The following is a 23,767-nucleotide window of genomic DNA, read 5'->3' on the forward strand; positions in this document are numbered from 1 at the left end:
ACGGCGGCGTCACGACCGGCGGCGGCGGCGGCAACTTGTTGTCCGGCGGCGGCGGCGGCGGGGGTTCCTCCGGCGGCGGCGGCTCTTCAACGTCCACCACATCCAATTTTTCGGCGAGTTTCTTGACGATACTGATATTCAAGCCGTTAACCAAGCCGTAGCCTAGAACCGCTGTGAGCAGACCAACCAAGACAATCGCCACTACCCTGTTTTTAGGGTCGACATTATCACCATAAGCCATTCAGGGACGACGCTCCTTGCTAGATCATCCTGACACCAATTCCCTACCTTCAGGTTCGGTTGCCAAATGCCCGGATGATTTCCGATGCGTTCCGCGAGACCCGACGGCATTGTATCCGGCTTATTATGTTTTTGCCGGACACTTCGGGGACGTCCTATCGCGGTGGCGGCAAGTTCGCAAACCCTTTATCAGCGGTTAATGTCCCTTATCCCATGATAGGGATTTCAACGCCGATAACGGTGTCATAAACGATGGAAAGTGGATCGATCATGCGCCTCCCCCACCCCGCTGTCATCGCGGGAATCATCGCCCTAAATCTTGGAATTCCAAGCGCTTCGGCCATGCAGGCACCGGCACCCACCGCGGCGGCCAGCCCTTATAGCTACGCCGACATCGCCGACCTCGCCACTATCGCACCGATTGTGCTGCACGCGCGCATATACAAGGCTGCAGTGCTCAAACCGGCACAGGCGCCGGGCCTCGCGGCGGGCCATTCCCGATTCTATGTGGAGGCCGATGTGGTCAGCCTGATTCGCGGATCGGGGCCGCTCGCGGCCCGAATCTCCTACCTCGTCGACCTGCCGCTGGACGCGAAGGGAAAGCCGCCGAAGCTGAAGAAGAAACAGCCCGTCCTGCTCTTTGCCCGGCCTGTCGCTGGAACCGCCGCTGGAACCAGCAACACCGGCAGCGTCCGGCTGATCGCGCCCGACGCCCAGCTGCCGTGGGATCCCGCGACCGAAGCGCAATTGCGCGCCGTCCTGACCGAACTGGTCAAGCCCGGCGCCGCACCGGCGATCACGGGGATCGCGAACGGCTTTCATGTTCCCGGTACCTTGCCCGGCGAGGGCGAGACGCAGCTCTTCCTCAACACGAAGACGGGCGAGCCCGTGTCGCTGACCGTTTTGACTGCTGCTGACGGGTCGCGCCGCTGGGCCGCGGCGTTCGGCGAGATCGTCGATGCGTCGGCGGCGGTGCCCGCGCGCAATACGCTCGCATGGTACCGCCTCGCGTGCGGCCTGCCACGTCAGCTTCCGCTCAACAAGCTTGCCGGCACCGCGCCCGAGGACCGGCGCAAGGCCGCATCGGACTATGGCATTATCCTGGGCGCGCTCGGCGAATGCACCCGGACGCGCAAGCCGCCGGCAGCGGGGTAAAGTTTTGCTTCGGCGCGCCCTAGGCGTGCCGGGCTTGTTTCCCCGGCAAAAGCCGATAGGGCGGCGCCGATGGCGGGGCGAGGCTCCGCGCCTGTCACGGAGTCCTACATGTCGCCCTATTCCGCCCCGACCGCTCCCCGCCCGCCACTGCGCGTCGCGCTGGCCGGGATTGGCGTCGTGGGCGGCGGCGTCGTGCGACTGCTCGAGGCGAACCGCGACCTGATCGCCCGGCGCGCGGGACGGCCGATCGAGATCGTCGCAATATCGGCGCGCGACCGGCACAAGGATCGCGGCGTCGATCTGTCGCCCTATCGCTGGGAAGACGATATGGACGCGATCGTCGCGGCGGACGATGTCGACGTCGTCGTCGAGATGATCGGCGGCGCCGACGGCCCGGCATTGACGCTCGCGCGCCACGCGCTCGGCGCAGGCAAGGCGCTGGTCACCGCGAACAAGGCGATGATCGCGCATCACGGACTCGACCTCGCCCGGCTCGCCGAGGCGAAAGACACGCCGCTGAAATATGAAGCCGCGGTCGCGGGCGGCATCCCGGTGATCAAGGCGATCCGCGAGGGCGCATCGGCGAACGAGATCGCGCGCGTTTATGGCATTCTCAACGGCACCTGCAATTATATCCTGACGCAGATGGAGCGAAACGGCGCGAGCTTTGCCGACGCACTCGCCGCCGCGCAGGCCGAAGGCTATGCCGAGGCGGACCCGACCTTCGACGTCGACGGGATCGATGCCGCGCACAAATTGTCGATCCTCGCCGCGCTCTGTTTCGGTACGCGGCTAGACATCGACGCCGTGACCGCCGACGGAATCCGCGGACTGATCGCAGCCGACATTCGCGAGGCCGAAGCATTGGGGCACCGCGTCCGCCTGATCGGCATGGCCGAGCGCGACGGAAGCGGTCTCTATCAGCATGTCCAGCCGTGCCTCGTCCCCGCCGACCATCCGCTCGCTTATGTGCCGGGCGCGCTCAACGCCGTCGTCGCCGAGGGCAATTTCGTCGGCCGCCTCTTCTTCGAAGGCGCGGGTGCGGGCGCAGGGCCGACGGCGTCGGCGATCGTCGCCGACATCATCGATATCGCGCGCGACGAATATGGCCCGGCGTTTGCGATGCCGGTCGACGCACTCGACGCTGCGCCGGTTGCCGATGCCGGCGCGCGCATCGGCAAACATTATGTCCGCCTGATCGTCGAGGACCGGATCGGCGTACTCGCCGAGATCGCGACGGCGATGCGCGATGCCGGCGTCTCGATCGAAAGCCTGATCCAGCGCGGCAGCGAAGACGGCAGCGGCGTCGTCATCGTGCTCGTCACCCACGAAGGCCCGGCGAGCGCGATCCATGCTGCGCTGGGCATCCTCGGCGCGTCCGATCATGTCGTGGGCGCGCCGATGCATATGCCGATTCTCGCGCTCTAGGGCTCTTCTTCCTCGGGCGCCGCCGGCGTGCCCGTTTCGGGGTCGGTCGCGCGTTTCATCGCTTCAAACTGCTCATTATATTCGGGGCCGCGTTTCATCCGGCCGCCGAGCGAAATCCAGTTATAGGGCAGCTTGTCGAGCGTCATCGCCTGCGCCTCGGCGCGCGGCAGCTTCGGCGGCGCCTCGCGACCTTCGTTCGCGATCGCGCGCAGTTCGGGGGTCAGCCTGTGCCGCTCGGTATCGGTGCCGCACACATTGATCGAGCCATCGTCGGCGGGTTTGCAGCGCCTGATCGGATCGACCATTTCCTTGGCCCTGGCGGCGGCGCCTTGGGCATCGCGCGGCGGCGGCGGCGCAGGCGGCCCCTGCATCTGCGCAGCAGCGGGCGCCATCGCGGTCATCGCCCCGATCATCACCATGACACAACTCATGGCGAAAGCGGCACCGAATCGGGCGAAGCGTTCTCGACAAGTGGCGCGGGCGACCATATGGCGCCCACCATGCCCACGGGGCGGAACAAGTAAAGACGGAGAGTGGCGGACATGACGAATAGCAGCAACCTCGACCGGGTGCTCGTGCTCGAAATGGTGCGCGTCACCGAAGCCGCGGCGATCGCCGCCGCGAAGCTGATCGGCCGCGGCGACGAAAAGGCCGCCGACGCCGCCGCCGTCGAGGCGATGCGCACCGCTTTCAACACCCTCTATATGGACGGCACCATCGTCATCGGCGAAGGCGAGCGCGACGAGGCGCCGATGCTCTATATTGGCGAAAAGGTCGGCAACGCGCCCGGCAAGGGCCCGAAGATCGACATCGCGGTCGATCCGCTGGAAGGCACGACGATCACCGCGAAGGCGGGCCCCAACGCGCTCGCGGTGCTCGCGATCGCCGAGGAAGGCTGCCTGCTCAACGCCCCCGACGTCTATATGGACAAGCTCGCGGTCGGCGCCGGCTATTCGCCCAATGTGGTCAATTTCGAAAATAGCGTGCGCGAGAATGTCGAAGCCGTCGCGCGCGAAAAGGGCTGCAAGCCCGAACAGATCATCGTCTGCGTGCTCGACCGTCCGCGCCACGAGGCGATCATCGCCGAGCTGCGCGCGATCGGTTGCGGCGTCGCGCTGATTCCCGACGGCGACGTCGCCGGCGTGATCGCGACGACCAATCCCGATACCAATATCGACATCTATATGGGGTCGGGCGGCGCGCCCGAGGGCGTGCTCGCCGCGGCGGCGCTGCGCTGCGTCGGCGGCCAGTTCAAGGGCCGTCTGCTGTTCCGCAACGACGACGAACGCAAGCGCGCGAAGAAATGGGGCATCGACGATCTCGACCGCGTCTACGACCTCGAAGACCTCGCCAAGGGCGACGTGATCTTTGCCGCGACGGGCGTCACCGACGGATCGCTGCTGCGCGGTGTCAAGCGCCGCCGCGACGGCGTGATGACGACCGAGACGGTCGTGATGCGCGCCTCGTCGGGCACGGTACGCTGGGTGAAGGGCGAACATCGCGCGCACTGAGGGGTTTCGGCCGGAAGCACGACATTTCATATCTCGTCACCCCGGACTTGACCCGGGGTGACGCTTGCTACCAAAGCTGGTCGATGCATCAAAAAAGCGGGATCCCGGATCAAATCCGGGATGACGAAAGAGCGGGTCGTTCGCCCCCTCCAGGCCGACATTGCCCCGCCAGCGCTTGACCCGCTCATTCTATCCGTATTATCCATATAATACAGTCAGGATGATGGATGGCGCTTTCAGAAAACCCCTGCCGCGAGTCCCTCGGCAAGCGCCGCGCCGAGATCGCGTGCCTCGGCGAGCCGGTCGGGCGCGATGGTCTTTGGCGCGAGGATCGCTTCGGGTGTCTGTGCGGCAGTGCCCACGATGACCGGTTCCGCCACCCTCTTCAGCCGCCAGCCGGTGGCGATGCGGTCGAGCTGGCGCTGGGCGTTTTCCCCGTCGGACCCCGCGCAGATGATCGTCGCATAGGGACGCCCTTCGAGCCGGCCGAGACAGGGGTAATAGCAGCGGTCGAACATCTCCTTCATCGCACCCGACAGCGCGGCGAGATTTTCGGGGCCGGCGAAGAGATAGCCGCCTGCCGCGAGCAGCACCTCCGGCGTCACATCCTCCGCCGCCACGAATTCCGCGGTCCCCGCCCCATCGGCAGCGGCCTCGGCGAGTGCGCGGCTACCCCCGGTGCGGCTGTGCCAGACGATCAGGAGGTGCGGCGCGTCGGTCATGGACCGATGCTTGCCAAGCACCGGACCGCGGCGCAAGCTGCCCCGAAATATGGGGGAGAGATATCATGCACCGAATGACCGCCATGCTGCTTGCCAGCGCCCTGCCCTTCGCCGCTGCCGCGCAGGATGCGGCGAGCGAGGCGACGCGCACCGCGCAGGCCGAAATCGCGGGGCGCCTGCCGCTTGATGACCCGCGCGACGAAGCCAATGTGATGCGTGGCAAGATCGCGGAGATTCCGGGCGGGGTGATCCAGACCGCCGACGGCAAGATCGTGTGGGACCGGCGCCCGTATGCGTTTCTGGACAAGGCCGAGACGCCCGACACGGTCAACCCGTCGCTCTGGCGGCAGGCCCGGCTCGACGCGGTGCACGGGCTGTTCGAGGTCGTACCGGGCAAGATCTGGCAGGTCCGCGGCTACGATATTTCGGTGATGACGATCATCCGCGGCAAAACCGGATGGATCGTCGTCGATCCGCTGCTGTCCGAGGAAGCCGCCGCGGCGAGCTGGAAATTGTTCGCCGATACGGTCGAGGCAAAGACGGGCAAGCTGCCGGTGAAAGCGGTGATCTTTTCGCACAGCCACAGCGACCATTTCGGCGGCGTCGGCGGGATCGTGACACCCGAACGGGCAAAGGCGGAGAAGATTCGCATCATCGCGCCGCACGGTTTCTCTGAAGAAGCGACGTCCGAAAATGTCCTCGCGGGCGGCGCGATGGCGCGGCGCGCGCTTTACATGTTCGGCGCGATCCTGCCGCCGGGCGAAAGGGGACAGGTCGATACCGGGCTGGGACCGAAGCTGTCGTCGGGCACTGTCGGCTATATGGAGCCGACCGAGACGGTGAGCGACAAGGGCGGGACGCTGACGATCGACGGGCTGGCGTTCGAATTCCTCGACGCCGCGAGCACCGAGGCGCCGTCGGAGTTCGTCTTCTATATCCCGGCGTATAAGGCGCTGCACACGACCGAGGTGGTGACGCATACGCTGCATAATGTCCTGACGCTACGCGGAGCGCAGGTGCGCGATGCCTTGCGCTGGTCGAAGGTGATCGACGCAATGCTGCTGAAATGGGGCGGCAGGGCCGAGGTCGCGATGGCGTCGCATCATTGGCCGACGTGGGGGACGGGGGAGGTATCGTCGCTGCTGGCGAACCAGCGCGACGCCTATCGCTATGTCCACGACCGTACGCTCTTTCTCGCGAACCGCGGTGCGACGCTGCACGAGCTTGCCGACCAGACGGCGGAGGCCCCGGTGCAGGCGGGCGATTTTTCGACGCGCGGCTATTACGGCACGCTCAACCACGACATGAAGGCGACCTATCAGCGCTATTTCGGCTGGTGGGATGGCAATCCCGCGAATTTCAATCCGCTGCCCCCCGAGAAGTCGGCGCCGCGATATGTCGCGTTGGCGGGCGGAGCGGACAAATTGCTCGCGGCGGGCCGGGAAGCGCTAGGCGCGGGCGAGTATCGCTGGGCGGCAGAGCTTTTGAACAAGCTGGTGTTTGCGGAGCCCGACAACAAGGCGGCGCGCGCCGCACTGGCGTCGGCGTACGACCAACTCGGCTATCAGGCCGAATCGGGGGCGTGGCGGAACTATTATCTCGCCGGGGCAGCGAGCCTGCGCGGCAATGCCGTCGAGGCGACCACGAGTAACGGGCAGAGCCGCAGCTTCGTGAGCGCAATCCCGACCGCGGTGTTTTTCGATGCACTTGCTACGCGTTTCGACGCCGCGAAGGGAAGCGCGGTCAAGGGGACGTTCCAGTTCGTGATGCCCGACAGCAAGGAGACGGTTGCGGTCGTCGTCGGCGGCGGGGTCGAATTCCCGCGCTATGGCGTCACCGATCCGGCACCTACCGCGACGGTAACGATCGACCGCAAGATCCTCGACGAGGCGATGATGGGACGCGCGCAATTCCCGGCGCTGATCCAGTCGGGCGCGATCCGGATCGATGGCGATCGCATGGCGTTCCTGTCGTGGTTCGCGATGCATCCGCCCGCCGACCCGCGCTTCAATGTGGTTGTGCCATAGGCGCCCCAACGACTAACGGAGGAACATGACCGACACGCCCGCCGCGCACCCGACCGATCCCTTCGCCCCGGATGCGCTCAACGCCGCCGAGGGGCTCAACCCGGTCAATCCGGCCTATGCGCAGGTGCTGCGCATCGCGACGGCGCTCAACCTGATCCCGCTCGCGATCGGTGCGAGCGTGTTCGACGCGCTGCTGATCCGGCATATCGAGGGTCCATACGGGTTGATCACCGCGCTCGCGTGGCTGATCGCGGCGATCACGATCGTCAGTTTTCCGTCGCGGCGCGTGTCGCGCTGGGGGTACAGGATCGGCGAAGGGCAGCTGCGTGTCGCGCGCGGCTGGCTGTTCCGTACCGACACGATCGTTCCCTTCGTCCGCGTCCAGCATATCGACGTCGGGCAAGGGCCGATCGAACGCTGGTTCGGGCTGTCGCACCTCGTCGTCCATACCTCGGGCACGCACAACAGCATGGTGACGCTGCCGGGGCTCCACGCGGACCTCGCCGCCGCGATGCGCGAGACGATCCGCCGCCACATCCAGACCGATTTCGCATGAGCGACGCCAGCGCCACCCTTCCTGCCCTTGCGGATAGCGAACCGCGCTGGCAACGGCTGCATCCCGCGACGCTCGCGCTTGCCATCGTGGCGCTCGGGCCCAAGTCGTTCAATCTTTTACCCGCGGTCGCGGCACTCGGCTTCACCGGCAACTGGGTGTATGTCGTCCCCGCGATTCTCGCCTTTCTGCTGATCTCGCTGCTCGCTGCCTGGTTTCAGTGGCTGCGCTTCCGCTTTGTCGTCGGTGACGACGAGGTGGTCATCGAAAGCGGCGTCTTTTCGCGCCAGCACCGCACGATCCCGTTCGACCGCATTCAGGACGTCAGCATCGAGCAAGGGCTGGTCGCGCGCGCGCTCGGCATCGCAAAGGTCGGGTTCGAGACCGGCGCAGGCGGCAAGGAGAATGACGCCGACCTCAATGCCATCGCGCTCGATGCGGCACAAGCGCTGCGGACGACGATCCGCGCGCATCGCAGCGGCGAAGCGGCGGCACCGGCGGCCACCGACGCGACCCAAATGGCACCCGCACCCGAAGACCGGTTGCTCTTCGCGATGTCCCCGCGCCAGTTGCTGGTCGCGGGGCTGTTCAATTTCTCGCTCGCCGCGCTCGCCGTCGTTGGCGCGGGCATGCAGTTTTTCGACGGGCTGCTGCCTTTCGATTTCAACATCTTCAATCCGGTAGACTGGATCGACGTCGCCGATGATTACGAACTCGGCGACTGGGTCTATGCGCATCGCGGAATCGCCGCGGCCGGCGGGATCGTGTCGCTCCTGCTCCTCGGTTTCGCGAGCGGGATCGCCATGATGTTTTTCGCCAACTGGGATTTCCGCCTGACGCGCGAGCCGCGTGCGCTGCGCCGGACGCGGGGGCTGACAACGCGCACCGACGTTGCGGTGCCGGTGAAGCGGGTGCAGGCAGCGATCATCGTCACCGGCTGGCTGCGCCAGCGTTTCGGCTGGCACGAATTGCGCCTGCAGAGCCTTGCGAGCGATGGCGAGAAAGAGCGCGACCATCAGGTCGTACCCTTCGCCAGGCTGGGAGATATCGACCCGGTGCTGACCGAGGTTGCGATCATGCGCCCGGGCGCCGGTCAGGTCTGGCAGCATAGCCACCACATCGTCGCACTCGGCGGCGTGATCGGCGCGATCTGTGCGACCATCGGCGGATTGATCGCCGCGTCGCTTGGGCAGCCTCTGGGCTGGTTCGGCCCGGTTGCCGGACTGCTTATCGCGGCGGGATCGCTATTCGGTGCCCGCTTTCACCGCTGGGCCGACCTTGGCGAGCAGGTCGCAATCCGGCGCGGGGTGTGGAAGCCAAAGACGACATTGCTGCCGCACGCGTCGGTACAGAGTGTCGACCTCAAGAGCGATTTCATCCTCCGGCCGCTGGGACTTGCGACGCTGGTGTTCGGCGTCCCCGGCGGCAGTTCGCTCGCGAGCCACGAGATTCCTGCGATTCCTGTCGCCACGGCGCACGACCTGCGCACGCGTATCCTGACGGCGAGAACCCGGCGATGAGCGGCGCGGCACTGGGCATTACGCGGTCGATCACCGGCCAGCCGTGGCACTGGCGGCGGACGAGCGCCGATATGGGCGCCGAAAACCTCGCACCCGACGATCTTGTCACCCAGCTGCTCCTCGGACGCGGCGTCGCGCGTGACGATCTGGACCGGCAGCGGACCCCCACGTTGCGCGGCTTCATGCCCGACCCGTCACTGTTCCGCGATATGGATACCGCCGCCGCGCGGCTCGCCGACGCGGTCGAGCGCCGGGAAGCGGTGACGATCTTCGGCGATTACGACGTCGACGGCGCGACCTCGGCGGCGCTCCTCGTGCGGCTGCTGCGCGATCTCGGCTTGCCGGTCGGCGCCTATATCCCCGACCGGTTGATGGAAGGCTATGGCCCGTCAGGCGCCGCGCTGGTCAAGATCGGCGAGGCGGGATCGAAGCTCGTCGTCACCGTCGATTGCGGCGCACAGGCGTTCGACGCGATTTCGGAAGCCAAGGCGGCGGGGGTCGAGGTGATCGTCGTCGATCACCACCAGTGCGCAACGACGCTTCCCGAAGCCTTCGCGCTGGTGAACCCGAACCGGCTCGACGAAGAAGCCGACGCCGCGATCCACGGCAATCTCGCCGCGGTCGGGGTCGCCTTCCTGCTTGGCGCCGCGCTGCTCCGCACCTTGCGCGCGCGGGGCTTTTTCGCGAACCGCGGCGAGCCGGCGCTGATCGACCTGCTCGACCTTGTCGCGCTCGGCACCGTCGCCGACGTCGCACGGCTCACGGGCTTCAATCGCGCGCTGGTGACGCAAGGGCTGAAGGTGATGGCGCGGCGCGGCAATATCGGCCTGTCGGCGCTGATGGACGCCGCGCGCCTCACCAAGCCGCCGAGCGCAAGCGACATGGGCTTTGCGCTGGGGCCGCGCATCAACGCCGGCGGGCGCGTCGGGAAATCCGACCTCGGCGTGCGCCTGCTCACGACATCCGACCCGCAGGAGGCGGCCGAGATTTCGCAGGAACTCAACCGGCTCAACGAGGAGCGGCGCGCGATCGAGGCAGCGGTGCTCGAGCAGGCGTTGGACGCAAGCGCGGCGTGCGGAAACGCGCCGGTGGCGATAGTCGCAGGCGAAGGCTGGCATCCCGGGGTGATCGGCATCGTCGCCGGGCGCCTCAAGGAAAGGCTGCATCGCCCCGCGATCGTCATCGCGGTGGGCGAAGACGGCGTCGGCAAGGGATCGGGGCGCTCGATCAGCGGCGTGGATCTCGGCGCCGCGATCCTCGCCGCGAAGGAGACGGGGCTGCTCGTTGCGGGCGGCGGCCACGCGATGGCGGCGGGGCTAACCGTCGCCGCGGGCAAGGTCGATGCGTTGGGTGCCTTCCTCAACGATCGCCTCGCCGCCGACGTCGAACGCGCGAGCGGCGACAAGTCGCTGCTGATCGACGCAGTGCTCGCACCGCGCGGCATCAACCCGCTGTGGTGCGACGCGATCGAGAGCGCGGGGCCTTATGGTGCCGGCTGGCCCGCACCGCGCGTCGCAACGGGACCGGTGCGGATCGTCGAATCGGGAATCGTCGGCACCGACCATGTCCGCCTGATCGTGTCGGGCGACGATGGCGCGCGCTTCAAGGCGGTGGCGTTCCGCAGCGCCGAAACCGAACTGGGCCAAGCGCTCCTCCACGCGCGGGGACGCAAGCTCTGGCTTGCGGGCCGCGCGAAACGCGACGACTGGGGCAGCCGGCCGGCGGCCGAACTGCATCTGGAGGACGCGGCGTGGGCCGACTAGGAGGAGGCTGATACGCTGCGGCGCAATATTTTTGCACAGGCTATGCCTCCCCATGCTTGACCCCGCCGAAACGCCCGTCTAAGGCGCCGCTTCACCGATCAGACGGCCCCTTCGTCTAGCGGTCTAGGACGTCGCCCTTTCACGGCGAAAACACGGGTTCGAGTCCCGTAGGGGTCACCATCGGCAAGGCGCGCGGTCGGCGCGTCGCTTCGCGAAAACCTCCGACCTTCAAGGCCCCTTCGTCTAGCGGTCAGGACGCGGCCCTCTCACGGCTGAAACACGGGTTCGATTCCCGTAGGGGTCACCAGTCCACCGCCACAAGAGCAACCTCATCCACCCGGATAGGGCGATTCGCCGCCGAGGCTGTCGTTGGTGTGCGCGATGAGCGCACTGCAAAGGCACACGGCATCGGTGCAGGCGTCGCGCTTTGCGAGGAAAGCGGAGTCGCGCGGCGGATCGGCGCGATCGACCTCGCGTTTCGTGGCATTTTCATAGGCATAGACCCACGCGAGGTCGTCGAGCCGGCCCATGCGCCAGAGATTGTCGCCGGCCTGGTAGGAGGAATCGCACATCAGCCGATGCGCCTTCTTCACCGGGTCATCACAACTGATATCGGACAATATGTCGTCATAAGATGTTTCGAGCCGCGCGATGCTTTTCTCGACCGCGGCGATATCGACCACGCAGCTTTGCGCCAACGCGATTTGAGGGACCATGAGGAGCGTGATGGCAAGGCCGGCGCGCCGCGCCAGCCGCGACGAGAGAGACAAAATGAACATCAGACGATGGCTTTCTGATCGAGTGGAGGATGAACGGCGAGCTCAGACGCCGCAGGTGAGTTCGGTCTGGCCGCGCGCCTTCACGTCCGCATTGGCCGCGCGCAGCGTCGTGGTCACCGCGACATCGTCGGGCACCGTGAAATCGCCATTCTTGTCGATCTTGAAACCCATTTGCCGGAAGACGGTCTGAACCTTGGCGAGCGGGTCGCCGAAAGCGACGCCTTGCCATTCGTAACCGACGATGATCGACTTGACGGTGAGGCCCCGGAATTTCTTGTCGACGGGGAAGCTGTACTCCTCCTCCATCTCTTCCATACCCGCGCGCGATTGGCGCGCCTTTTCGAAATAGGGCTCGAGCTCGGAACCGAGTTCGCAGGTGCGCGGATCGAACTGGATGAGCGAATTGGCGACCGCGCCCTTTGCCGGGGACGGATCGGTTGCGCAGGCGGCCGAAGACGGCGTGTAGCCGACACCGCCGCCCGGCAGCCCGAGTTCGACGAAGCCGTCGGCGGTGCTGCCGACCACGCGGATCGCGGCGCCGCTTTTCAGAACGGTCTTCGTCGTCGCCCCCGCGCCGGCCGTTTCCAGAACCGTGCACGCCGCCGTGGCGATGCGGTCGCTGCCGTCGAGGCTCGCCAGCGCTGGCGGCTGGGCTTCGGCCAGATTGGCGAGGCTGACGAAATGCCCGGTGCCATCGACCTTCAGCCACGGCTTGCCGCGCTCGTCGTTGACCAGCGCGCCGCTGACCTTCTCGGCGCGCTTCAGCGAGCCGACCACCTTCGAGCCCTGAAGCGAGGGTTTGTCGCGCAGGTTGGCTTCGGCGACGGCAAAGAGCGACGCGCGCTCGGCAGTCGCCTCGCCTGACCCCGACGCCGACTCGCTGCCGGTTTCCGTCGGCGTGTCGGTGCTCGAAAGCCCGAGCCAGGCGCCGCCTGCGATCGCGACCGCGAGGAGCGCAGCGCCACCGAGCAACAGGGGTTTGCGCGACGCCGGCGACAGATCGGGCGCGCTGCCACTGGCGATCGGGGGGACATATCCCGCGTCGGGCGACGGCGACGGCGGGGCGGTTTCGGAGAGGGGGACCGATTCGCCCGCGGCATCGGGTACCGGAGCGCCGCAGGTGGCGCAGAAACGCGCGCCGGCGGAAAGCGCCGATCCGCATTCGGAGCAAAAATTAGCCATCGTCGGTTCGATCCTTCGTTCGTTGGAAAATCGTCTTGCCCCATGGGCTTAACAACGATCAACAGCGATTTATGTGATCGAACGCACATTCGGCCGATCGGGGAATCGATGGTCGCCCGGCTTTCCCTACATCGCCGCTTCGATTCCCGCGGTGATACACGCCTCGTCCTGCCCGGGAAGCGCGCCGCTCGACGCCGCGACGCCGATCATCCGGCCGTCGACGATCACGGGCAGACCGCCCCCGATCGCGACTGCGTCAAAGGCATTTTGCGCCGATGGATCCATTTTCGCGACCTCGCTGGTCGAACGACCGGTACGAAAGACGGTGCGCGCCTTGCCCTGTGCGAGCACGCCGCTTGTCCGCGTCGCGCCGTCCATGCCGACGAAGCGGATGAGGTCGCCATATTCGTTGAGCACCGCGACATGGACCTTCCACCCCGATCTGGCGGCAAGCGCGAGGCAGGTATCGGTGATTGTCTGTGCGTCGGCGGCATCGATACGGCGATCGCGCGCCAGTTCGGCCCGGGCGGAAGGTACCGACACGGGAGCGACGATGATGGCGGCGGCGAAGATGGTGCGGATCATGCGGTGTCTCCGTCAGGGTGCAGGGGGTGTGGCGGGGCGTGCGTTCCAGTCAGGCGTCTCCTGCCCGGCCAGATTGCGCAGGAAGAAATCGAACTGCTTGCGCTGACCGTAATCGACAGGGCCAGTCGAACGGCCGACCGCATGGCCCTCGCCGGGGACGACGAGCAGGTCGAAGACCTTGTTCGCCCTCACCAGCGCGCTCACCACCTGCATCGTCGAGGCTGGATCGACATTTTCGTCCTGCTCGCCGACGATCATCAGCAGCTTGCCCTGGAGCCGCCAGGCATTGTCGACCCCCGACGAGGCCGAGTAACTTTCGTCCACCGGCCAGCCCATCCACTGTTCGTTCCAGCTGATCTTGTCCATGCGGTTGTCGAAGCAGCCCGCGAATGCCACGCCGACCTTGTAGAATTCGGGATGGAACAGCAGGCCGGACAGCGTGTTCTGCCCACCCGCCGAACCGCCGTAGAGGCCGACGCGCGAGATGTCATAGGCGGGATATTGCGCCGCCGCCGCCTTGTGCCAGAGAATGCGGTCGGGAAAGCCCGCGTCGCCGATATTCTTCCACGCGACGTCGTGGAACGCTTTCGAACGGTTCAACGTCCCCATCCCGTCGATCTGCACGACGATGAAGCCGAGGTCGGCGAGCGACTGCATGCCGATGACCTTGTCGCCTCCCGAATGATAGCCGAACGGCCACCAGGTCTTGGGCACGAAGCTCGCGTGCGGGCCGGCGTAGATATTCTCGATCACCGGGTAGCGCTTCGCCGGATCGAAATCGCGCGGGCGGACGATCAGCCCGTAGATGTCGGTCTGACCGTCGCGCCCCTTGGCGATGAAGGGTTCGGGCGCCCTGAAGCCCGCAGCGACGAGTTTCGAAATGTCGGCGCGCTCGAGCACCGTGACGAGACTGCCGTCGCGCGTGCGGCGGAGCTCGGCAACCGGCGGCAGGTCCACGCGCGAGTAAGTGTCGACGTAGAGGCTGGTGTCGGGCGACAGCGCGATGTCGTGATACGCGTTGGCACTGGTCAGCGGGGTGAGATCGCTGCCGTCGAAACCGATCCGGTAGAAATGCTGGAAATAGGGATCTTCGCCGGCATTCATCCCGCTCGCGGTAAAATAGATCTGCCGCTTCGCCTCGTCGATCTTCACGACGTCGCGGACGACCCATTTCCCGCGCGTGACCTGCGCCTTCACCGCGCCGGTGGTGCCGTCGAACAGATAAAGATGATTCCAGCCGTCGCGTTCGGACATCCAGATCACTTCGCGGCCGTTATCGAGATCGTGGCGGAAACGGCGCCCCTGATTGATGAAGCTTCTCGCTTCCTCGGTGACTGCGGCGTGCGGCGTGCCGGTGGCGGCGTCGACCGAGATTACGCGCGCGATCTGATGTCCGCGCTGCTCATAGATGAACGAAAGGCTGGCGCTGTCTTTTCGCCATTCGAGCGCGGTCATGTCATAGGGATTGGCGAAGAGGTCGCCCGGCACGGCAATCTGCCGTCCGGCGGGGACATCGAACAGCGCGGGCTGGTCGATATCGACCGCATCGCCGGGCTTGGGATAAAGCTGCTCCATCACCTTCGGCTGAATCTGGTCGGCGGGTGTCGAGAGGACGCGGGTTACGATCCGGCGAAAGCCGGGGTGGACACGATAGGCGGCAAGCTTCGTCGAATCGGGGGACCAGGCGATCGATTCGGGATCATAGAAATTGGCTTCGGACCCGTCGCTGCTGATCCGCTTCCACGCGCCGCCGACCGGGCGCACAGCGATGTTGAAATTTTCGACATGGGCCTCCCATTTGCCGTCGGGTGAACGGCGCGGGCTGTTGTCGGCGGGAATGCGAAGGTCGCGCACGACACCGAAAGCGCGCGGCTGGCCGGTCTCCGGCACTTCGGCGCAGACATAGTCGGCAAGGCTGCATTGCCAATCATCGTCGCTCAGCGCGAATTTGATCGCCTTGCCACCGGGAGCGAAGGCGAAGGTTTCGAAGGGCAGGCGCAGCGGCGCGTAAGTCTCGCCAGTCGCCTTGCCGAGTGCGGCCGCCAGCCGCAGCTGGTCGAAACTCGCGCGCTTCTTTCCCGACTTCGCGTCATAGGTAATAAAGGCAAACCCGCCGGGAACGGTCTTGCGATAGGAATAGCCGCGCCCGTCCTCCGCCCATTGCCCCGCGAACGCGACATTTTCGGTCAGACCTATCCAGCTTTCGCGCAGGGCTAGCGAGCGATCGACGTCGGCCGCGGTCACCTGCGCAGCCGCGGGGGCTGCGACCAGCGCAAACACCGCGATGATGATAGTCCTGAAAGCCATGATTCCTCCCCGATTGACGTGCGCAAGTTTATTGTATTTAGTATACGATGCAAGGCTGTTTGGAGTCGGTGCACGACAATCCGGGGGACGATGATGGCGCATCTCAAGTGGACGATCGCGGCGGCGGGCCTGATAGTCGCGGCGCCGCTTCAGGCGCAGCCGGCGGCGCCCGCTCCGCAAAGCGAATCCGACGCCTATACGCGGTACGAGCTGCTCGCGCCGGGCAGCCACAAGTTCCGCATCATCTATGAAATCACCGCGAGCACGCCGGGCGCGACCACCTATTTCAATCCAATCCGCCCCGGCAGCGTCGCGACCGACGAGAGCGTCATCGACCGCGCAACGGGCAAGCCGCTGGTCTTCGCCGTCGTTCCCGGCGATGTCGCAAAGGCTGGCGGAGTAGGGAGCGCTGCGCCGGGCAGCGAATATATCCGCGTCGCGCTGGCGCGGCCGGTTGCGGCCGACGGCGGCGAGGGCCGCGTGCTGATCGACAAGACCTATGCCGATGCGAAAAGCTATTACAGCGAAGGCGATGTCATCGTCTTCGACCGGCCGCTCGGCAACAAGCGCAACGCAGTCGTGCTACCGGTGGGCTATGAGCTGGTCTCGTGCAATTATCCGGCGCAGGTGCTGCAGGAAGCCGACGGGCGGCTCAAGATCGCCTTCTGGAACAACACCCCCGCCGAGGCGCCGCTGGTAGTGAAAGCGCGTCCGGCGCCCGGGCTGAAGGTGACGCCATCGAGCGTCGGGGCGCCGCTGGTCGAGCGCGCATACCAGAGCCGCGAGGTCACCTATTTCCTCCAGCCGCCCGAAACGCACAGCTTCGACCTTTATCACGATTATACCGAGACGCGGCCGGGGGTCGGCACCTATGTCAATATCGTCCGTCCCGGGAGCCGCGCGTCGAAACCCTCGGCGCGGAACCTCGACACCGGCGCGCCGCTGCGCTGGGAGATGCTGAAGGGCGATGCGATCCTGAAGGTCAGTCCGGCGGAAAAAGGCGTGACCGCCGATACCGAGGCGGTCGTGTTCCACTTCGATCCGGTGAAGCCGGGAGAGAGCGCGCGGCTGCGCTTTTCCGAAACCTATACCGATCCCGAACGCTATGGCGTCACCGGCGACGAACTCGTCTGGCACCGCAGCTTCGGCCGGCCGCTCAACACCGTCGTCCTTCCTGCGGGCTGGATCCTCACCAACAGTTCGATCCCCGCAACGATCAAGCCGACCGACGATGGCCGGACCCGGCTGGAGTTCATCAATCCGCGCGCTGACGAGATCGATGTGATCATCACCGCACGCCGCCGGCCGGCTTGACGGCGGGGGCGATTGCACGGCACGCCCCTGTTTCGAAATTCGAGGAGATAGAGATGACCTTTCTGACGCTGGCGCTGCTCGCCATGCAGCCCGCCGCTCCCCAGGCTGCGCCGCCCCCCCCGGTACCCGCCGCGGCGCCCGCGAAATGGGCGACGAAGGAAGGCGACGTCACGATTCGCGATTTTCGCTTCCGGTCGGGCGAGATGATGCCGGCGGTCCGGCTGCACTACAGCACGCTCGGCACGCCGCATCGCAATGCGAAGGGCGAGATCGACAATGCGGTGATGGTGCTCCACGGCACCGGCGGCAGCGGCAAGCAGTTCCTGCAACCGCAGTTCGCCGATGAACTGTACGGCCCCGGGCAACCGCTCGACATCAAACGCTATTACATCATCCTGCCCGACAATGTCGGTCATGGCGGATCGTCGAAGCCCAGCGACGGACTCCGGATGAAATTCCCGCAATATGATTATGACGACATGGTCGAACTCCAGCACCGGATGCTCACCGAAGGGCTCGGCATCCGGAAGCTGCGCCTGATCATGGGCACCTCGATGGGTTGCATGCACGGCTTCATCTGGGGTGAGACCTATCCCGATTTTGCGCAGGCGCTGATGCCGATGGCGTGCCAGCCCGTCGAGATCGCGGGGCAGAACCGCATGTGGCGCCAGCTGCTGATCGACGCGGTCAAGGCCGACCCTGCGTGGATGGACGGCGAATACAAGAGCCAGCCGGTACAGGGGCTGCGGACCGCCGCGTCGCTGTCGGTGATCGCGGGCGGCGCACCGCTCAATCTCCAGAAAAACTATCCGACGCGCGATGCCGCCGCGGCCTACGCGCGCGAGCGCGTCGCACGCGACATCGCGAGCCGCGATGCGAACGACATGATCTATCAGTTCGAATCGTCGCGGACATACAATCCGTGGCCGGGGCTCGAGAAGATCACCGCGCCGATGACGTGGATCAACTCGGCCGACGACTTCATCAATCCTCGCAACCTGACCTTTCCGGAGCAGGCGGTGAAGCGGATGCCCAACGCGCGCTTCCGCATGGTTGCCGAAAGTGACGAGACGCGCGGACACGGCACCCACACTTGGGCGATCAACTGGAAAGCCGATCTGGTCGACCTGCTCGCGCGCAGCGGCGGCTGACGCAGCTCACTTCGCGGCGGGCGCCGCCGGGTCGTAAGAAGAGACGTGGTTCATCGCGATGACCCAGCGGCCGTCGATCTTGCGGAACAGGCGGGTATTGATCCCCTCCTGCGCCCGCTCGGGCCGCGAGAGATTATAGTGGCTGATCAGCAGCGCGGCGTCAGGCGCGAGGATATCGATGTCGATGTCGTAGAAATGGACCGTGCCGCGCCGTTCGGGTGAACCGCCATAATCGCGCACATAATGGTCGAGCGTGCCCTGCCAGCCGTCCTGGATCTTGCCGCCCGAGACGAAAATCACCCCGGGGTTCCAGAAGCCCGCCATGTAGCCGGTGAAGTCGCTGCGGTTCCATGCCGCCTCCATATCGGCGACAACCTTCAGGATCGCGGCCTTTTCCGACGCTTCATCGGCACGCGCCGGGGTCGCCGCCGCGAACAGCAGCAGCGCCGCCAGCATCCTTATCCATTTTATCATGACGGTTTCCTTCAGGGCTTGCGCAGGAACAGCGGACGTTCGGGCAGGCTCGACCGGTCGACGAGCTTCCCTTGCGCGATCACCGCCTCGACCTTCTCGATGTTGCGGATATCGGCAAGCGGGTCGGCCGACAGCAGGACGAGATCGGCGATCTTGCCGGGCTCGATCGTGCCGAGGTCGGCGCTCATGCGTGCCGCGGCGGCGCCGTGCTTCGTTCCCGCGACGATCGCCTGCATCGGTGTCATCCCCAGTTCGACGAGCCCCTCTATCGCACGGATTGTCCCGATGCCCGGTTCGGCCTCATCGCCCTTGGGCACGCGGCGGAATTCGGGGGCGTCACCATAGAAACTGTCGGTCGCCGGCGTGACGCGGCACCCCGCCTTGATCAGCCGCTCGGCATTGCGGCGCTGTACGTCCTGATTGTCGTCCATCGCCTCAAGCCGCCGCCAGCGCTCGGCGCTCGTCGTCGCCGGCGGCATTTTCGCGATCTTCGCTTCCATTTCGGCGCGCCTGGCGAGATGCTTTTTGCGGTAATCGCCGGTGATGTAATTCGACCGGATCCCGCACAGCACATCCTTCTTCACAATCAGCGCGATCAGTTCGTCGGGCAGATCGCGGCTCGTCAGTTCGGGATGCTGGATCAGGTCGATCCCTGCCTCGACCGCGAGCGTCAGCCCTTCCGAACTGGTGGCATGCGTTTCGACGGGCTTGCCGCGCTTGTGCGCTTCCTCGACGATCACCGCCTGCTGGCGCGGCGAAAAGCCGATCAGCGCGGGGCGAAGGAAATGGCTGGTGCCGCCATATTTGATGAAGTCGACCCCCTTGTCGAGATAGCGGTTCATCGCCACGCGCAGCTCCCCGGGCGTCATATCCATGATCTCTTCGCCCATGTCCTGCGCGAGCAAGTCGTTCCATTGTTCCTGGAACAGCGACAGCTCCGAATCCTTGGTGAGCGAGAAGGTCAGCGAGAAGGGGCCGCCCCAGCCGAGGATGTTGCCCGCCGCCTTGAGCCGCGAACCGACGACCTCGCCGCGGTCGATCCGGTCGCGCACCTTCAGGATCGGGGGCAGCACGCCATAGCTGTCACGCATCGTCGTCACGCCATAGGTCAGCGCGCGTTGCGCGAATTCGAGCGCGAGTTCTTCGCCGCGATCGGCATATTTGAGCGAGGTGTCGCGGCGCGCGGGCTGGCCATAGACCGAGACATGGACATTGCTGTCGATGAAACCGGGTAGCAGATAGCGTCCGCGCCCGTCGACGACCTGTGCGCCCGGCACAGCCGCTGTGCCCGACCCGACCGCAGCGATCCGTCCGCCCTCGACAAGCACGGTCATATCCTTCCTGGGCGCTGCACCTGTGCCGTCGATCACCGTCACGCCGGTGATCGCGATCCGGCCAGGCGTCTCCGCCCGAGTCGCGACAGGGGCGAAAAGCGCCGAAATCATCAGAAACATGCCCGCAAAAGCGGTTTGAAGACAGTTTGTTGCGGTCAAGCGAGCCTCCCCGAAAACTTGTGCCATTGACTCTCCGAAGATTGAGTATATCGTATTTCGTATACAGTAATAGCAAAAAGGGGTCCCGGATGCTTTATAGCCCGGATTTTGCGACGTTCGCTGAAACCGCGCTTTCGCGGACGACCCGGCGCGCGCGACCGCAGACAGGCCCTCGCTCCCGTCATCATCGCCTCACGCATGTCGAAGCAACTGGCTTCCGTGCGACATCCCGGCCGCGCGATCGCGCGCCTGATGCAGGCGCCCCAAGCTCCGTCATCTTCGTCGTCCAGCCCGACGGGACACCGCGCAAAACAGCGCGTCGGTCCCGGCTCAAAAGATCGGTCTGAACGACACCGGGGAGAAGCATGCAGGAGGAACGACGGCGCCCGCAAGCGCCGCCATCGAAACCAACGACAGGCCAAAGGCCGAATAACAGGGAGTCCAGTATGTCTTACAATCGATACATCCGTCCGCAGGACCGTTTCCGCCGTTCGCTGCTCGCCACCAGCCTTCTGTCGGCCGCACTGCTGCCCGCCGCCGCCGCAGCGCAGGACGTGGCGACCGACACAACCGCCGCGCAACCAACCGACATCGTCGTCACCGGATCGCGCCTCCAGCGCACCGACCTGACCGCGCCGAGCCCGATCACGATCGTTGGGCAGGAAGACGTCCAGCTATCGGGCAACCTTACGCTTGAAAAGACGATGAACGAGTTTCCGCAACTCGCGTCGGGTAATACCTCGACCGTGAACAACGGCGGCGGTGCAGGCGTGCTGACCGCCAATTTGCGCGGCCTCGGCGAGACGCGAACGCTGACGCTCGTCAATGGGCGCCGCTTCATCCCCGCCAACTCGAACGGTTCGGTCGATCTGACCAGCATCCCCGACGCGCTGATCAAGCGCGTCGAGGTGATCACCGGCGGCGCGTCGGCGGTCTATGGTTCGGACGCGATTGCGGGTGCGGTCAACTTCATCCTCGACGACAGTTTCGAAGGGCTGCAGATGTCGGCGCAGGCCGGCATTTCGGACCGCGGCGACGCCGCGTCGAAAAAGATCGACATTACCTTCGGCGCCGATCTGGGTGGCGGGCGCGGCAATGTCGCCATCTCGGGCGCCTGGGCGAAACAGGATCCGATCACGCAGGCCGACCGCCCGTTCGGCAAATTGCCGCTGGCCGAAATCAATGGCGCGCTCGTCTATTCGGGTTCGGGCAACATCCCCGGCACGCGCGTGCCGCTGAGCCAGGCGCAGCGCGACGCCCTCGTGGGGGTCAACATGGTTCCGAGCGGCCCCTGCACCGCGATTACCGGCATCCGTTTCGGCGAGGGCGGCACGCCGATGCCCTATTGCCAGCCCGAAGACACCTATAATTACGCGCCGTTCAACCTGCTCCAGCGTCCGCTCGAACGCATCAATTTCTCGGCGCTCGCGCATTACGACATCACCGATAATATTACCGCTTACGCCGAAGCCTTCTTCGTCAACGCGAAGAATAATTCGAAACTGGCGCCCGACAGCTTCACGCCGGTGACGCCCGGTGCGGCATCGTCGACGCTGCTCGTGCCGAACTATGCGACGAGCGCCAGCCTGTCGCCGGCGGTACGCGACTTCTTCGTCAACAACGCCGCGCTCTTCGATCCCGATGGCGATGGCACCGCAGCTGTCGTCGGGGGCGGACGCCGCGCCGATGAACTCGGGACGCGCGACAGTTTCTTCGAACGGCAATCCTACGCAATCACCACCGGCCTGCGCGGCAATCTCGACATCGGCAAGCAGAACTGGCGCTGGGACGTCTTCTACCAGTATCTGCGCAACCGCACTGATACGCGGTCGGAAGGCGTGATCAACCAGACGCGTCTCAGCCTCGGCCTCGATTCGGTCGTTAACGGCGCAGGCGACGTCGTCTGCCGGTCGGGCGTCCCGGGCTGCGTTCCCGTATCGATCTTCGGACTGGGATCGATCACCCCCGAAGCGGGCGCCTACCTGACCCCGTCGCGCACCGCCAACGACATCTTCGAACGCCAGGTCGCCGGCGCCTCGCTGAGCGGCACGCTGTTCGATCTGCCGGCAGGCCCGCTGGCGGTGGCGGTCGGCGTTGAATATCGCAAGGACAGCTACCAGTCGACGCCGAGCGCGATGGACCTCAACAAGGAATATGGCGCCGCGTCGAGCAACGCCCTGTCGGGCTCGTTCGACGTCAAGGAAATCTTCGGCGAAATCCGTATTCCGATCCTGTCGGACACACCCTTCTTCGAAACGCTCGCGATCGAGGGTGCGGCGCGCTATTCGGACTATTCGACCGTCGGCGGCGTCTTCACCTGGAAGGCGGGCGGCGAATGGGCGCCGGTCAGCTGGGTCCGGATCCGCGGCGCGTATAACAGCGCGATCCGTGCGCCGAATATCAACGAACTCTATTCGGCGGTGGGTCAGGGCTTCACCGGCGGCACCGATCCGTGCGCGCGCCCGAACCTGACCAGCGCCGATCCGCGCAGTCAGCAACTGCGCGACTTCTGCGTCGCGCAGGGCGTCCCATCGGGCGACATCGCCAACTTTACCCAGGCGACGCTCGGGCTGACGCAGGAAACGGGCGGCAACCCCAATCTGGTGGAAGAAAAATCCAAGACCTACACGATCGGTGCCGTGATCTCGCCGCCGTTCATTCCGCGCCTCAACATCACGGTCGACTATTTCAACGTCGAGGTGAAGGGAGCGATCACGACGATCAACGCGCAGCAGACGCTGAACGACTGCTACACTGGCCTGAACGCCACCAGCCCGACCTGTCTGTCAGTCTTCCGCCTGTCCAGTGGCCAGATCGATTATGTCCGCACCAACCAGAATAATATCGGCGCGCTCAAGGTCCGCGGGCTCGACGTCCAGGGCGATTATACCCTGCCGCTTCCCGCCGCGCTCGGCGATGATGCGACGCTGCGCCTGACGGGGGTTGCAAGCTGGCTGTTCGAACGCTCGACGCAGGTGCTCAGTACCGTCGCGCCGCAGGATTGCGCCGGCTTCTACGGTGCGGGCTGCTCGACCGGCACGGGCGGTTTCATCATCCCGGACTTCAAGTTGAACCTCGGCGCGGCCTATAGCAGCGGCCCGGTCAGCATCCGCGGACAGGCCCGGATGATCGGCGGTCTCAAGGTGTTCCCGACGGTCACCACGACCAATATCAAGACGGCCCCGGCCACCTGGTATTTCGACCTGACCAGCACGTTCGAGATCAACGACAACTTCACCTTCTTCGCCGGCGTCGACAATCTGCTCGACAAGATGCCGCCGATCCTCGGCACCACCTTCGTCGGCGACGCCAATGTCGACGTGTCGCTCTACGACACGCTCGGCCGGCGCTATTTCGCCGGTGTCCGCATGAAGTTCTAAAACCTGTCCCCGGCCGGCGGAGCGTCCCTGCTCCGCCGGCCTCTCTTTTTCCGCTGACGGAAGGCCCGATTTCATGACCTTCAAGCCGCGCCGTGTCGCCGCCCTGATGGCGGCCGCCTGCCTGTTCGCAGTCCCGCTCGCATCTTCGCTCGCCACTGCCGCCACCAGCAGATTGTGGGCACT

Annotated in this window: 18 protein-coding genes, 2 tRNA genes and 1 pseudogene; 12 read left to right on the forward strand and 9 right to left on the reverse strand. The window is 65.6% G+C overall.

Annotated features, from left to right (window positions below):
* Positions 1–241 (reverse strand): annotated as a pseudogene (locus tag VN047_RS04945) (energy transducer TonB); the annotation flags it as partial.
* A 341-nt stretch (positions 242–582) separates the two neighbouring features.
* On the opposite strand from VN047_RS04945, the gene VN047_RS04950 reads away from it, so the two are divergent.
* Both VN047_RS04950 and VN047_RS04955 read left to right on the forward strand, forming a co-directional pair.
* Positions 583–1,395 carry a hypothetical protein gene (locus VN047_RS04950; protein ID WP_325540620.1) on the forward strand — a complete coding sequence of 271 codons (813 nt, stop codon included), beginning with the start codon at positions 583–585 and terminating at the stop codon, positions 1,393–1,395.
* A 108-nt stretch (positions 1,396–1,503) separates the two neighbouring features.
* On the forward strand, positions 1,504–2,823 hold the full coding sequence (locus tag VN047_RS04955; RefSeq protein ID WP_325540622.1) for a homoserine dehydrogenase: 1,320 nt from the start codon (positions 1,504–1,506) through the stop codon (positions 2,821–2,823).
* Here VN047_RS04955 and VN047_RS04960 read toward each other — a convergent pair.
* Positions 2,820–3,242 carry a hypothetical protein gene (locus VN047_RS04960; RefSeq protein WP_325540624.1) on the reverse strand — a complete coding sequence of 141 codons (423 nt, stop codon included), beginning with the start codon at positions 3,240–3,242 and terminating at the stop codon, positions 2,820–2,822. The two genes, VN047_RS04955 and VN047_RS04960, sit on opposite strands and share 4 nt — an antisense overlap.
* A 123-nt stretch (positions 3,243–3,365) precedes the next feature.
* On the opposite strand from VN047_RS04960, the gene glpX reads away from it, so the two are divergent.
* Complete coding sequence (gene glpX / locus VN047_RS04965; RefSeq protein ID WP_325540626.1) at positions 3,366–4,334, forward strand: class II fructose-bisphosphatase; 969 nt, start codon at positions 3,366–3,368, stop codon at positions 4,332–4,334.
* Between the two features lie 236 nt (positions 4,335–4,570).
* Here glpX and VN047_RS04970 read toward each other — a convergent pair whose 3' ends face one another.
* Positions 4,571–5,056, reverse strand: coding sequence for an NAD(P)H-dependent oxidoreductase (locus VN047_RS04970; protein ID WP_325540628.1), 486 nt, complete (start codon positions 5,054–5,056; stop codon positions 4,571–4,573).
* A 65-nt stretch (positions 5,057–5,121) separates the two neighbouring features.
* Between VN047_RS04970 and VN047_RS04975 the strand changes: the two genes are divergently transcribed.
* The 6 genes from VN047_RS04975 (at position 5,122) to VN047_RS05000 (ending at position 11,226) form a co-directional block, all read left to right on the forward strand.
* Entirely contained in the window at positions 5,122–7,083 is a 1,962-nt protein-coding gene (locus VN047_RS04975; protein WP_325540630.1) for an alkyl/aryl-sulfatase, read from the forward strand.
* A gap of 25 nt (positions 7,084–7,108) precedes the next feature.
* Positions 7,109–7,639 (forward strand): PH domain-containing protein, encoded by a 531-nt coding sequence (locus VN047_RS04980; protein ID WP_325540632.1) that lies wholly within the window; start codon positions 7,109–7,111, stop codon positions 7,637–7,639.
* Positions 7,636–9,156, forward strand: coding sequence for a PH domain-containing protein (locus VN047_RS04985; RefSeq protein ID WP_325540634.1), 1,521 nt, complete (start codon positions 7,636–7,638; stop codon positions 9,154–9,156). The genes VN047_RS04980 and VN047_RS04985 overlap by 4 nt, the downstream gene beginning before the upstream one ends.
* Positions 9,153–10,919, forward strand: coding sequence for a single-stranded-DNA-specific exonuclease RecJ (gene recJ, locus VN047_RS04990; protein WP_325540636.1), 1,767 nt, complete (start codon positions 9,153–9,155; stop codon positions 10,917–10,919). The genes VN047_RS04985 and recJ overlap by 4 nt, the downstream gene beginning before the upstream one ends.
* Before the next feature lie 104 nt (positions 10,920–11,023).
* A tRNA-Glu gene (locus VN047_RS04995) sits at positions 11,024–11,099 on the forward strand.
* 52 nt (positions 11,100–11,151) lie between these two features.
* A tRNA-Glu gene (locus VN047_RS05000) sits at positions 11,152–11,226 on the forward strand.
* Between the two features lie 22 nt (positions 11,227–11,248).
* Here VN047_RS05000 and VN047_RS05005 read toward each other — a convergent pair.
* The 4 genes from VN047_RS05005 to VN047_RS05020 form a co-directional block, all read right to left on the reverse strand.
* Entirely contained in the window at positions 11,249–11,698 is a 450-nt protein-coding gene (locus VN047_RS05005) for a hypothetical protein (RefSeq protein ID WP_325540638.1), read from the reverse strand.
* A gap of 42 nt (positions 11,699–11,740) precedes the next feature.
* A complete protein-coding gene (locus VN047_RS05010) occupies positions 11,741–12,880 on the reverse strand; it encodes a zinc-ribbon domain-containing protein (RefSeq protein WP_325540640.1) in 1,140 nt (379 codons plus the stop codon).
* A gap of 126 nt (positions 12,881–13,006) precedes the next feature.
* On the reverse strand, positions 13,007–13,465 hold the full coding sequence (locus VN047_RS05015; RefSeq protein ID WP_325540642.1) for a heme-binding protein: 459 nt from the start codon (positions 13,463–13,465) through the stop codon (positions 13,007–13,009).
* A 12-nt stretch (positions 13,466–13,477) separates the two neighbouring features.
* Positions 13,478–15,772 carry a S9 family peptidase gene (locus VN047_RS05020; RefSeq protein WP_325540644.1) on the reverse strand — a complete coding sequence of 765 codons (2,295 nt, stop codon included), beginning with the start codon at positions 15,770–15,772 and terminating at the stop codon, positions 13,478–13,480.
* A 90-nt stretch (positions 15,773–15,862) separates the two neighbouring features.
* Between VN047_RS05020 and VN047_RS05025 the strand changes: the two genes are divergently transcribed.
* Both VN047_RS05025 and VN047_RS05030 read left to right on the forward strand, forming a co-directional pair.
* Positions 15,863–17,086, forward strand: a complete 1,224-nt coding sequence (locus VN047_RS05025; RefSeq protein ID WP_325540646.1) for a hypothetical protein — start codon at positions 15,863–15,865, stop codon at positions 17,084–17,086.
* Positions 17,087–17,139: 53 nt separating this feature from the next.
* Entirely contained in the window at positions 17,140–18,237 is a 1,098-nt protein-coding gene (locus VN047_RS05030) for an alpha/beta fold hydrolase (protein WP_325540648.1), read from the forward strand.
* Between the two features lie 6 nt (positions 18,238–18,243).
* On the opposite strand, the gene VN047_RS05035 is transcribed toward VN047_RS05030, so the two are convergent.
* Together VN047_RS05035 and VN047_RS05040 are read right to left on the reverse strand one after the other, a co-directional pair.
* Positions 18,244–18,711, reverse strand: a complete 468-nt coding sequence (locus tag VN047_RS05035; protein WP_325540651.1) for a nuclear transport factor 2 family protein — start codon at positions 18,709–18,711, stop codon at positions 18,244–18,246.
* A gap of 11 nt (positions 18,712–18,722) precedes the next feature.
* Positions 18,723–20,204 carry an amidohydrolase family protein gene (locus tag VN047_RS05040; protein ID WP_325540654.1) on the reverse strand — a complete coding sequence of 494 codons (1,482 nt, stop codon included), beginning with the start codon at positions 20,202–20,204 and terminating at the stop codon, positions 18,723–18,725.
* Positions 20,205–20,650: 446 nt separating this feature from the next.
* On the opposite strand from VN047_RS05040, the gene VN047_RS05045 reads away from it, so the two are divergent.
* Entirely contained in the window at positions 20,651–23,584 is a 2,934-nt protein-coding gene (locus VN047_RS05045; RefSeq protein ID WP_325540656.1) for a TonB-dependent receptor domain-containing protein, read from the forward strand.
* Positions 23,585–23,767 lie beyond the last annotated feature (183 nt).

Origin of the sequence: Sphingopyxis sp. (assembly GCF_035565275.1) — a bacterium.
In the GTDB taxonomy this organism is placed as follows: Bacteria; Pseudomonadota; Alphaproteobacteria; order Sphingomonadales; family Sphingomonadaceae; genus Sphingopyxis.